Origin of the sequence: Candidatus Ulvibacter alkanivorans, assembly GCF_003333325.1 — a bacterium.
Classification (GTDB): domain Bacteria; phylum Bacteroidota; class Bacteroidia; order Flavobacteriales; family Flavobacteriaceae; genus Ulvibacter_A; species Ulvibacter_A alkanivorans.
The window spans coordinates 19386-31701 of record NZ_QOLC01000077.1 but is presented as its reverse complement, the minus strand read 5'-3'; the positions used below and the strand labels follow the sequence as shown (position 1 = coordinate 31701).

The window sequence follows — 12316 nt, the reverse complement described above, 5'->3', positions numbered from 1 at the left end:
TTCTTGGTGTAATTTATATAGTTCTATGTCCTTAGGATTGGAAGTCGGCTTTACCAAAATTTCTTCATTAGTTTCAATAACATTGGCCGAAAGGTTTCCATTTTCAATCAGAACATTTTCTAAGTTGAACATAAAAGGACTTGGGATGTCATTCAAGTCTTTTATTGCTTTTTCCCCATAGACCGGATGCATTACCCAGAAGGACATCTGCCCATTTTCAAAACCTGACGTACTGTATGGAATCAATGACCATATCAGGAAGCGCTTACTTTTGTATTTTAGTACGAAAAGTCCTTTATTCAACATAATGGCATTTTCTTTCAGATTTTCCAGAGAAACACTTCTTCTAATAATTTCCTTTTTGCCCAGAAACACAGAATTAATCATATTTATATTGTGCTTAAATGCATTCAGTAGAACTATACCCATCAACCTACCAGCTTTGTGATGAGCAAACATATTTCGCATTTCTTTTGCGTGTAGCCACTTTTTATGTAGCTCGCCTGATGTGAACGCTTCAAGTCGTTTGATTTTTGAGTTTAAGGATTCAAAACCTTTCTTCGCAATGTCCAATTCTGAAATCTTTAGGTCTATGCTTGCCTCAAATATTCTGGTGGATTTGCCAAAGGCTTCATCAATTAAGGGATAGTGATAATAACTATAGAATTGAAGCCGTTCGACGGTGTGGTAATCATTTACAATCTTCTCTGGGACGTTTTTATGAAAGATTCCCTTTGTTACAAATTTCTCTACAAATTCTTGTTGGGTTGAGATTCCAAATACATCCCAAATTGCAACTGGTTTAAGGTATTCTGAAATTTCCTTATTTACATTCACTTAATATTAAGGTTTTAGTCAAGTTGTAAATATAACTAGATGCTTCAGTTTTATTTGTCCTTTTTCAAAAGACTTGCGACCAAGACCTTCAGCTCTAAGAACAAAGTTCTAATTATTACTTTCAGCGAACTAAAAACCTCTTTGAACGTTTCTCTCATAACTTTACATTTTTACCTGCAACCCAATTAAAATAGATAGCGCAATCGCCAAAATATTTTCTTCTTCAGTAAGATGCCTAGCTTCATCCTGATTGGACAAAAAGCCCAATTCAACCAATACCGTCGGACAATAATTAACTGTTTCCCGAAGCACCTGAAAGTTGGCAAACTTTACACCTCTACTATTGAAACCGATATTCTGCGATAACCCCTTTTGAATTTGATAAGCCATTTGAATGGATTCTCGGACATATTTCCCTTTTTTAGACACATAAACTTCTACGCCTTTGGCATTTGAATTAACGGAATGATTGCAATGCAGGGAAACAAACAAATCGGCATTTAGGGTCTTTGCAAGTTTTGACCTACTACCTAAAGACACCAAAGTATCAGAATATCTCGTGAGATAGATTTCATATTCCTTCCCAAATAAACTCTCATTAAGATTTGCTATTTGCTTGGCTATTTTAAGCACCAGGCCCTTTTCCTCTTCGCCATTAATTCCAATAGCCCCAGAATCCGTTCCACCGTGGCCAGGGTCGATAACGACAACGGTTTTACCATTCTTATGTGATTGACCAAAACCTACATTCGGCATCAAGCAAAATGTAAGGGTTATCAAAACAAGCAATCGAACCATAATTTTTTCTTTTGCTGTACAATTTTCAATGAATCAATCATTTCCTTAAGAATCTTCCAAAGTTTAACAGGATTTCGAGTTAAAGTTTGGGGATTTTCTTCCCTCAGCTTCATTTCCTAATAGATTTCGCAAAGTTTATTCATCAACGCCCTCATCCGGCATCTAAAAATGAACAGTTATGAAAAAATCAATTTTTATGTTGATTGGGCTGTTGCTTACCGCAGCACCCGCCTTTGCACAAATCGGTGGTATTGAAGATTCAGTCAACGATATAGGCGACACCATCCGGACCATCTTTCCCATTCTTCTTGGGGTGATTTTCTTAGTAGGCTTCCTGTTTAATGCAGGGCATTTCTTTGGGGAAAATGCCGACCTCAAAAAAGGGATTACCCGAGTGCTCGTCTTCGTGCTTATCGCCGGCGCGGTTGTTGGCATCTTTACTTACCTAATCTCAATCGTAGTGTAATGAAGCGATTCGAGGTGTATAGAAATATAAGGAAGCGGGCTATGATTTTTGGTCTGCCCGTTTCCTTGTTTGCCCTGCAAATGGTTTCGGTGGTCGCGTCGCTGCTGGTCATTATTTTTTCCTTCAGCTTCGCAATTATCATCGGTGCATTGGCTTTCAATGGAATTCTATTCTTCGCATTGATACGTATGGCCAAGAATCTCCAACTACTGCAAACGGTAAAGGCTTTCCCAAAAAGCATCAGTAACAAAAGAAATACAGGCTTCGACTATGAAGAAGATTAACCTATCGGCATATCGACCCATTACTGATATTGAGGACAATGTCATATTCGCCAATAATGGCAATGTGGTATTGTGCTACGAAGGGATATTGCCCGAAATCTATTCTCTTTCCGAAAAAGATTTTGAGGATATACACGGTGCCTGGTTCCAGGCGTTGAAATCGTTGCCGGTAGGTACTGTCGTTCATAAACAGGACATCTACTTGAAGAAGTCCTTCACTTCTGAAACACTACCTAACAAGACCTTTCTGGGAAAGGCTACTCACAACCATTTCAAGGGTCGTGAGTATATGGAACACCGCTGTTTCCTTTTCTTCATCTTGACCAAAAACAAGGCACTCAACAATCCTAAATACGTCAATCCCTTCCGGAAAGTTTCCAAGGACATTGTACAGAAACTGGATGATAGTGTCAACAGTTTTATAGGTTCGGTCAGCGATTCAGTTTCCTTTATCAATAACAGCCGAAAGATGGAATTTCTTCCGCTTAAAGCGAAAGGAATACAGCAACTCACGAGTGGTTACTTCAATGGGTTCAATGAAGGTTTCGATACGGATATTATTCTTGACAAGACCAATGTCAATATCGGCGAAAACTATTTCGATGCGCTTGCAATCAATAGCGAACTGTGCTTTGGCGAAAGCGTACAGAGCAGTAAGACCAATGAGCGGTTTACTTCCGATGATTTTGTATTCCATCAAGGTTTCATTGATGGCCTCGGTCTGACCTTGAACGAGAACCATATCGTCAATCAAATCCTATACCTCGATGATAAACAGAAGTGGCGCAAGCTGCTCGATAAAAAGGTCGAGGAACTGAACAAGAGTTCCAACTTCGGTTCTCAGAACAAAGTGGTGCTCGGTAAAATCCAGCACATCCTTGACCAAATCAATGCCGATGACAATGCACGGATTATCCGCGGGCATCTGAACATTGTTTTTTGGGCTCGGGAAGCCCGAGAGCTAAGTAAAATTGGCTCAAAGATAAAGACAGAGTTTAAAGAATTGGATATCATTCCCTACTACCCAAGGGGCGAAGAACGGAAGAATTATATACTGAACAGCTACTGCTGTTTTTCTTCCAACTTTTCCAATCAGGATTTATACGTTACAGACCTAAAGCACGCGCTTTGCCTGTTCATAAACAACACGAACTATAAGAGCGATACAACCGGAATCATCTTCAACGACCGTGAACACAACATACCTGTTTTAAAGGATGTTTGGGATGAACGTAAGAAACGCATCAAGGCACGGAACTTCGCCATCTTTGCGCCTACGGGCGAGGGCAAGTCCTTTTTGGCAAACAACATTCTACGTCAGTATTTTGAAAGTGGTGTCCGCCTGGTCATTATAGACCTCGGCGGATCCTACACGAAATTTGCCAAGCTCTATCCTGAAAAACACACGGTGCTTCGCTATGAAAGTGGAAAGAACCTTGGCATCAATCCATTTTACATCAGTAATCAAAATGACCTCACACCGGAACGTCTGGAAGATTTGTCCGTGTTCCTCTTTGAACTGTTCGCTTCGGATTTAAAGGTGACCAAGGCGCAATCGGTTTCGGTCAAGAAAATACTGCGCCACTACTATAACAATGTTTCCAAGAATCATTCGCTGGATGGGTTCTACAATTTTATAGAAAGGAATCAAAAAGACCTTTTGACCACCCTTAAAATCCATCCCGACTACTTCAATGTCACGAGCTTTTTGCACGTAATGTCAGAGTATGTCGGCGATGGTCTATACAGCTTCTTATTTGAAGTCAGCGAAGACCAGACTTATAAAATCGAGGACAAACGGTTGATAGTCTTTGAACTGGATGAAGTAAAGGATAATAAGGAAATCCTGTCCGTGATGCTCAAGCTCATAAAGTCCGCTATCCAACGTACTATCTGGAAAAATCGTGCTGAAAAAGGCATCATCCTTTTCGATGAGTTTGCCAAGCAACTGAAGTTTGAAAATGTACTGGAAAGTGTCGAATTCTACTATCAGGCCATTAGAAAACAGAACGGTGCCATCGGTATCATTCTGCAATCCATCAATCAGCTTCCCAACAATTCCACCTCGGCCAGCATTCTCGAAAATACTCAGGTGATTTATAGTCTAAACAACGAAAAAGGCTATGATGAATTGGTTAAAAGGCTCAATCTATCCAGTCACGACCTGAACCAATTGAAATCCATTAAGAACAACCTTTCCGGACCACGCAAGTACACCGAAATGTTCATCAAAATCGGAAAGGAAAGCAACATCTTCCGCTTGGAAGTCCCAAAAGAAGTCTTTGCGGCCTACCTAACGGATGGAACAGAAAACGAGGAAATAATGAGGCTTTACGAAAAGCATCAAAAAATGGAAAAAGCAATCACGGAATATACATCTTAAATCAAAAAAATTATGAAATCGAAGATTCACGAATACCAAAACAAATATTTAACAATGAGTAAAACAAAAATCAAAACAATCGCAATAACGCTGGTATTCGTTGCTACATTTTTATTGCCTGCACGTGCTACGTGCCAAGGGATGCCTGTCTATGACAACACCAATTTTATCAGCTTGGTAAAATCATTGGTAGAATCGGCAAAGCAGACGAGCCAGCTCATCAAGTCCGTCCAGTTCTTGAAAGATGCCAAAGAGGCCATAGAGAAAGTATCAAGTGTTGTACAACAACTTAGGGCAGTTGAGGAAATTGCAGAAAACAATCAACGCCTTCTAAGCGTAATGCAAAACGATTTGCAGGATATTCTCAACTCGCCCTATATCAAGCCCGAAGAAGTTACCAGGGTAATGGAATCGTTTGATGCTATAGTGCAAAATTCACTCGATACCGTAGATTTTATCGATGAAGTCCTATCGAGCGATTACCTGAAAATGAGCGATGCCGAGCGTGCCGAAATATTAAAGGAAAAAGAAATGGAATCCAAAGAGATGGTGGCGGAAGTCAATATGAAAACCCGTCGATACCGCGACATCATTTCCTTTAGGAAAATGCAGGATAAAATCAATAACCGCGAAACTAATTACTAAGTATGACCGCTGTAATCATCTTAGGGATTGGTTTGGAATATATTGACACCATATTTCAGACCATACAGGCAAGCTCATTTTCGCAGTACACCATTGCGGGAATGAAAACGCTTGCTGTGCTGTTCTTCCTAATCAACATCCTTAAAAAATACAATGAGGGTATTGCTGATAAGGACGGCTATTCTTGGGGTTTGAGTCCTGGGGATTTGGCCAAGAACTTCGCCATTGTGCTCTTGGTCATTTTCTCGACCCAGATATTGGGCTTCTTCGACGGCATCCTTGTGGCAATTGAGGGGCAATATCGAGGTACCGCACCCGCACTTTTACCATTGCAAATGCAGGATATACCTATCGAAGAAGATATCGGGTTTGTACAGGCTGCACAAGCTGCTATGGCGCTTCTATATGAGGCTTTGGTAACGCCGCTGTATGGATTTAAAATATTTGCATTCGTCGTAAGCATCATTTTGTGGATTCTTGATTTGTTCATCTATCCATTATTTCTTGCCGAACGTTTTTTCCTGCTGGGAATAATGCAAGCCTTTTTCCCTTTGGTTATCAGTCTTGCCGTTTTTGAGAAATTCCGTTCCCTGGCCTATAACTTCTTCAAGTTATACGCTGCGGTCTATATGCTCGTTCCGGCGTTCTTCTTGGTCAATGTTTTTGTCAATGCTATCTATACCGAAATCAACACGAATTTTTGGACCAATCTCTTTGGAACGGACGTGGGCAGCGGATTTTTTGCGCCAGTAGTCCAATTGGGTTCGGTACTCTTTATCGTGGTTTTAAAGTTCAAACTCTACAAACGTGCCACCTCATTTACGCTAAGACTGTTCAGTAATTAATTCCATTCCAATGAAAACACCATACAAAAACATATATGCTGTCCTAAAGATGAACCGATTCATAGTACTTGCCGTGATTATCTGTGCAACGCTATCGACTTTCTTTTCGGTATGGATGGCTTATAACATTAACCAAAAAGCATTGAATAGTGCCTTTGCGGTAAATACCGATGGTTCGGTCATTCCGCTGAAGCTTGTCGCACAAAAAGAGAATTTTCGGGTTGAGGCACTATCACATCTGGAATTGTTCCATACCTACTTCTATAACATCGATGCGAGCAACTATGAACGCAATTTGGAAAAGGCGCTTTGGCTCGGCAATAGCTCGGTCGATAATCTGTACCGACAGAAAAAGGCTGATGGCGTTTACAATCGATTGCTACAATATTCCCTTGTACAAAAAGTGCTGAGTATTGATTCCCAAATTGAAAAAAAGAACGGCTCGTACACGTTTAGAACGGTAACGAATTTTGAAATCAACCGTGGTTCAATCATCGATACCTACGAGCTGGTCTCAACGGGAAATCTGATAACTGTGGATAGAAACTTCCCCAACAATCCGCACGGATTGCTGATTACAAATTATTTCGAGAACACTTTAAAAAAATTGAACGATGAAAGTTGAGCCGACCCGCCTGCCGTCGGGCAGGTAATCGGCCTTTAAAAAATTCACTCTTATGAAAGTAGAAAAGAATAAAATAGTATTTGCCGTGGTACTCGCCACGATACTCATATTTCTCATCGCCTATTCCGTAATGGTAATGGGCAATGATGAAAGCGAGAATGAGAACCTTGAACAGACCTTGGTACCCAAACTGGAAGCAGAACAGAAGGAATATGATTCCAAACTGGATGCCATAAATGATTTAAAAGAAGTGCGTGAAACTAACGCGCCCAGTATTTACGATGAGAAACTAATCAATTCCCTTGGCTTCTTCGACGAGGATTTACCGGAAAAGGAAAAAGAACGTATCGTAGATAGCATCTACGAGGCCGGAAAGATGAAATATTCTGAAAGGACAGGCACCAATCGTGGCAACCGAAAAGTGATACCCAGAATAGTTGAGAAAGTAGATTCCGCTGAAATCAAAATGGAACAAAAAATTCAAGCGAAAGAATTGGGATTGGAACACCAGCTGTTCTTTGCTTCCGAACCCAAAGTCAATGAAAATTCAATTCTCGGTTCTACCGATTCGGCAATCTATGTAGTGGTCAATGGCGACCAGGTTGTCAAGGCCAATTCCCGATTACGGATGCGATTAGCCCAAGACGCAACCATTAACGGAAAACTGATTCCGAAGAACACTGATATATTCGGCTTCATAAGCTTTCAACCCAACCGCGCTCTTATTGAAATTGAGAATATTGAGCATCATCCCACAAGCTTAAAAGCCTTTGACCTTCAGGACGGCAGTGAGGGCATTTATGTCCAGAACAGTTTTCGAGCTGAAGCCACTGGCGAAGTGTTCGATGATATTATCCAAGACATCAATATTCCAAGCGTGCCGCAAGTGAGCGGCATTGGCCAAGTCCTGCGGCGGCGTAACCGAAATGTTAAGGTTACGGTACTCAACAATTACAAACTCATCTTAAAACCGAAACTATGAAAACGTACATCGAAATAGTATTCCTGCTTTTGGTTTCCGCTTTCGCGAAAGCACAAGAAATCAAATCACTCGACACCATTTATGCCAATGACCAGAAAAATGTCGCGCTGTTCTTCCCTGAGCCGATACGACAGGGAATAACAGGAAATGAAAACTTCGTATTTACCTACAACCGTGAAAAAGAGCAATACTTCGGACTGTTACAGGCAAAGCCCGGAAAGGAAAGTAATTTGCTTGTAATCAACCAGAATGGCTCGATTTTTTCGTATATTGTAAAGTACAAAGAGCGACTTGAAAAGCTGAATTATTTTATCTCTCTGGCCAGCAGCATAGGCAATGAAAAGCCTCTGAACGCGGATGCAAAAGGGCAGCTTGAACCAAGTGAGCGAATTGAAAATAGAACGTACTATTATCAAAAATTCAGTTCATATTTACTTGACCGGAAACAAAAAATCGGCAGGATAAAAAAACGAAATGAAGGTGTCGTTCTGAGTATTGAGAATATTGTTTTTGATAAGGAAGAACTCTACTTCGTAATCCAGATTAAGAACAAATCGACATTGGATTACGATTTGAATTTTCTGAATTTTTCAATTCAGACCCGACAGAAAGGGAAGAGAAAATCTTTGCAGCGTCTATATCAAGAACCGCTATTTACCTACAACCGACCAACTAAAATAGCAGAAAACGAAACCGCAAGGTTGGTTTACGTAATGCCGAAATTCTCTTTGAGCGATGACCGCAGGGTCATATTGGAACTAATCGAAAAAGACGGCGAACGAAACCTAAAACTGAAGGTGTCGCATAAATACATTAATAACCCAAATTAGAATGTTATGAAAAGATTGGTCATTTACTCGCTGGTTCTGCTACTTTTTGCCTGTGCGGAACAAAATGAACTTTCCCCAACCGAGACCGCCAAAGTCGTTGCCGAAAGCTTCTACACAAAGGATAATTCAACCCTAAAAAAGCATACCACTACCGAGGGTTACGATGGTATGATTTCTATACAGAATTTTGTTCCCGATAGTAATTCCGAAAACTCTGATTTCAAGGTCGTGGATGAAACAACCGATGGCGACATTGCTTGGGTCAAGTTTACTACCACTTATGACAGCAAGCCCGAGACTTTTAAATTGGTAAAACAGGATGGCCAGTGGAAGGTTACTCAACAGGGGGTTCTGGAAAAAGGGCCTTTTTGATTAGTTGAATTCCTTTGATATTTATATATTCTACGCAGATATTATTTAGTGTCTGCATTTTTTATGTCGCCATCCGAAAAATACGTTGCCAGCCTTTGTCGAAAATCATTCCTTCCCTTTTGGAATTTCCCCAATCCCATAGGTAAAAAGAAAAAGGAACTTTGCGATGTTTTGGTGGTCTGTGGCAACTACATATTGATAATATCCGTAAAGGATATTCAGGTATCAAATCATATCGATGAAAATATCCAATATGACCGTTGGGTCAAAAAAGCCGTTGAAGATTCCGCCAAGCAGATTTACGGCGCGGAACGTTTTCTCAAAAATACAGATGACCTCTTTGCCAGAAACAGAAAAAATAAAATTCCCTTACCACCTAAAGCTAATAGAATAGTACTGCGCATTGCTATTGCTTTTGGAAGTAAAAACACTTTCCCTTTACCTTTCGGTGATTTTGGTCAAGGTTTTATTCACGTTTTTGATGAAGAATCAACGGCTATACTCTTAAACGAATTAGATACAATAACTGACTTTACAGAGTATTTAGTTAACAAAGAGCAGTTTTTAAAAGGTAAGTACTTTTCAATGCCAAAAGAATCTGATTTTCTCGCTTTCTATTTTCAAACAGGGCTTGATATTGAAGAAGAAGTTGATTCTTTCGTGTCGGACGGAACACTTTGGCATTCATATATTAAATTACGACAATATAAAAACTGGAAAAAAATACTTCCACAGAGCTATATCTGGGATTTTATGATAACGCATCTATACGAGTATCATATTACAAAAGAAACATCTGACAAACGCAGGTATGAATTAGAAGAAGCTGTTAGGGTCATAAGCCAGGAATCTCGCAATCATCGCATTGAGTTAGGTGGTATTTTGGACAATGCAATTCAAAGGAAATCTCTTGCACGGATGCTAAAGCCCTTGAATGACGCAACGCATTGCTACGTTTTTATGCCATTGACATCGAAAAATTGGGATGGAAAAGAAAAGGAATTGGAACTGCGATGTGTTGTAGCTCGAATGGAAAATCCTTCTGTGGAAAAAGTAATAGGCATTGGTTTCGGAAATAATGGGAACGGCCAAGATTTTTATGACATTTGCTATTTATACATTCCAGAAATGAGTCAAGATTTTATTGACCACGCTAAAGAGGTACAAGAAGAATTGGGATATTTTAAAAAACCCACTATTTCACATAGTGAGACATACAGGAAAGAAGATTTTAAGGGATTTGGTCTTTAATAGTCCCGTGATTTCTAATGCAGGAAAATGTTTGTTAAATTTACAAGTTTAACTAAGCACCTTCTTGCGTATGTATTTATCAAATCTTCTCATCAAAAATTTTAGGGGAATCAAAGAAATGGCACTTAGTTTTAACCGCAGTATTAATATACTGATTGGGGAAAACGGAAGTAACAAATCTGCGGTTATCGATGCCATTAGGCTGCTCTACAATATGGGGGAACCCATTCGAGATATTTCAGTAGGCTTTGCCGATTTTCACGAAAGTATTGAAAAAGACACTGAAGGTAGCTTGACTATTACGAGAGCAGATAAAATTACTATTGTTTTTCAGTTCAAAGGTTTATCAGCGTTACAAAAAGGGGCATTATATGAATATATGGTCATTGACCCTGATGATGATACAAATGAATATGCCCAAGTTACCTTGACCTATGAGGATAAGGGTGGAAAATACCCTGTCTCATCCTACTACACAGGAAATGTGGAAGGTCAGAAATCGGACTATAGTACATTCGCAATTTTTCAGCACTACTACCTAAGTGGTCTCAGGGATAGTACTCGGGATTTATTGACCAATAGAGGAAATGTTTTGGGTCGTGTTATTAAAAGACGTGTTGAGAAGAACGAGACAGAAGAGGTTATTGAAGGGATTATGCGCACCGCAAATGATGAGCTATTAGCCCAGGCTGAAGTATCGGAAACAAGAGACGGCGTAAACGACAATTTATCAGGAATCTATCAACGTTTTAAGGACAATCAGATTGGACTTCAAATTGAGCAATCCAAAACCGAATACATAGTAAACGCTATTAAGCCCTTTTTACCGCACGACAGGGATACTTTAGCAGGCGATGGGTTTTCACTCTGGCAAAATAGTCTTGGGCAAAACAATCTAATCTATATCGCAACAGTTCTTGGTGACATCAAAGACCAAATTAAGGATAATAAAGTACCCCACTTTGCCTTGCTGATTGAAGAACCGGAAGCACACTTACATCCGCAACTTCAATTGAGTCTATATAGTTTTTTGCGAGATTCCAGTAAATCCAAAAACAGCCAACTATTTATTACAACACATTCCCCAACGTTAACTTCCAAAGTGCCTTTAAAGAATTTAATATTATTGGATGGTCAAGCCTTCCAACTCAGTAAACAATTTACGAACAGAGTTGTAGAAGAGATTGTGGAAGATTCGGTCAAGGACAAAAAATTGAGACACTCAGATTTCAGGTTTAGAAGGCGACAATTAGAGAGATATATAGACGTAACAAAATCGCAACTACTATTTGCCAAAGCAATACTCTTCGTTGAGGGTATTTCTGAAGAGCTTTTAATATCAGCTTTTACGGCCATAAAGAAATATCGATTGGAAGATTACAGGATAGAACTGGTAAATATTGGTGGCACAAGTTTTTACCCTTTTATTCATTTATTCAATTCGAGTCAGCCACATAAATCTATTAGTAAACCAGTTTCAATTTTAACTGACAACGACAAGTATCCGGACACAAAGAAAAAAGAATTTTCTTTCAAGAAACTTATTGCTAATAACTACGAAAAGCTTGATGAATTGGACAATTTGATTCAGGCAGCAGACGTATCATCCAGAATTCCAAATATCACTTCCGCGATTAATGGTAAGGACACCATAAGAATCTTTTCTGCTGAAAAAACTCTTGAATATGAATTGGCACTTGCAAATATCCCAAACACAAAAAAGGGTTTTGAAAATAATTTTCTATTTAAGTACATCAACAAAATAAGACCCAAAAAGGCGAAAGCCATTCTTGACTATGTGAATGCCGTGATTGACGAAGAACTTACCGAAGAACAACAGAGAAAAGCAGCTATACTGTTGTGGAAATCGTTTCCAGCTAAAGGCGAATTTTCTCAAAACTTCTCACTATATATTCTCAAGAACCTTAAGCGTGCCAGAAAAGAGTTTGTAATTCCAAAATACATTCGAAAAAGTCTAAAGCATTTAAAGGGATAGGT

The 12316-nt window shown here is 39.5% G+C and carries 13 protein-coding genes; 11 read left to right on the top strand and 2 right to left on the bottom strand.

Annotated elements, in window-relative coordinates; all coding sequences use genetic code 11:
* Positions 1–837 (bottom strand): hypothetical protein (locus DWA30_RS06795; RefSeq protein WP_136073172.1); only part of this gene is annotated, 837 nt, incomplete at its 3' end.
* 162 nt (positions 838–999) lie between these two features.
* A complete protein-coding gene (locus tag DWA30_RS06790) occupies positions 1000–1635 on the bottom strand; it encodes an N-acetylmuramoyl-L-alanine amidase family protein (RefSeq protein ID WP_114491779.1) in 636 nt (211 codons plus the stop codon).
* A gap of 178 nt (positions 1636–1813) precedes the next feature.
* On the opposite strand from DWA30_RS06790, the gene DWA30_RS06785 reads away from it, so the two are divergent.
* From DWA30_RS06785 to DWA30_RS06735, 11 genes are all read left to right on the top strand, one after another.
* Positions 1814–2101 carry a hypothetical protein gene (locus tag DWA30_RS06785; protein WP_114491778.1) on the top strand — a complete coding sequence of 96 codons (288 nt, stop codon included), beginning with the start codon at positions 1814–1816 and terminating at the stop codon, positions 2099–2101.
* A complete protein-coding gene (locus DWA30_RS06780) occupies positions 2101–2385 on the top strand; it encodes a hypothetical protein (protein ID WP_114491777.1) in 285 nt (94 codons plus the stop codon). The genes DWA30_RS06785 and DWA30_RS06780 overlap by 1 nt, the downstream gene beginning before the upstream one ends.
* The gene (locus tag DWA30_RS06775; RefSeq protein ID WP_114491776.1) at positions 2372–4768 is read left to right on the top strand and encodes a TraG family conjugative transposon ATPase; all 2397 of its coding nucleotides are present in this window, start codon (positions 2372–2374) and stop codon (positions 4766–4768) included. The genes DWA30_RS06780 and DWA30_RS06775 overlap by 14 nt, the downstream gene beginning before the upstream one ends.
* 54 nt (positions 4769–4822) lie before the next feature.
* On the top strand, positions 4823–5413 hold the full coding sequence (locus DWA30_RS06770; protein ID WP_114491775.1) for a conjugal transfer protein: 591 nt from the start codon (positions 4823–4825) through the stop codon (positions 5411–5413).
* Between the two features lie 2 nt (positions 5414–5415).
* A complete protein-coding gene (locus DWA30_RS06765; protein WP_114491774.1) occupies positions 5416–6258 on the top strand; it encodes a hypothetical protein in 843 nt (280 codons plus the stop codon).
* A gap of 10 nt (positions 6259–6268) precedes the next feature.
* Positions 6269–6883 (top strand): conjugal transfer protein TraK, encoded by a 615-nt coding sequence (locus DWA30_RS06760; RefSeq protein ID WP_114491773.1) that lies wholly within the window; start codon positions 6269–6271, stop codon positions 6881–6883.
* Between the two features lie 52 nt (positions 6884–6935).
* A complete protein-coding gene (gene traM, locus DWA30_RS06755; RefSeq protein WP_114491772.1) occupies positions 6936–7865 on the top strand; it encodes a conjugative transposon protein TraM in 930 nt (309 codons plus the stop codon).
* Positions 7862–8695, top strand: coding sequence for a DUF4138 domain-containing protein (locus DWA30_RS06750; protein ID WP_114491771.1), 834 nt, complete (start codon positions 7862–7864; stop codon positions 8693–8695). The genes traM and DWA30_RS06750 overlap by 4 nt, the downstream gene beginning before the upstream one ends.
* Positions 8696–8701: 6 nt before the next feature.
* Positions 8702–9067, top strand: a complete 366-nt coding sequence (locus DWA30_RS06745; protein ID WP_114491770.1) for a nuclear transport factor 2 family protein — start codon at positions 8702–8704, stop codon at positions 9065–9067.
* A 48-nt stretch (positions 9068–9115) separates the two neighbouring features.
* Positions 9116–10318 carry a hypothetical protein gene (locus DWA30_RS13455; RefSeq protein WP_245933872.1) on the top strand — a complete coding sequence of 401 codons (1203 nt, stop codon included), beginning with the start codon at positions 9116–9118 and terminating at the stop codon, positions 10316–10318.
* A 70-nt stretch (positions 10319–10388) separates the two neighbouring features.
* Positions 10389–12314, top strand: a complete 1926-nt coding sequence (locus DWA30_RS06735; protein WP_114491769.1) for an ATP-dependent nuclease — start codon at positions 10389–10391, stop codon at positions 12312–12314.
* Positions 12315–12316: the final 2 nt, after the last annotated feature.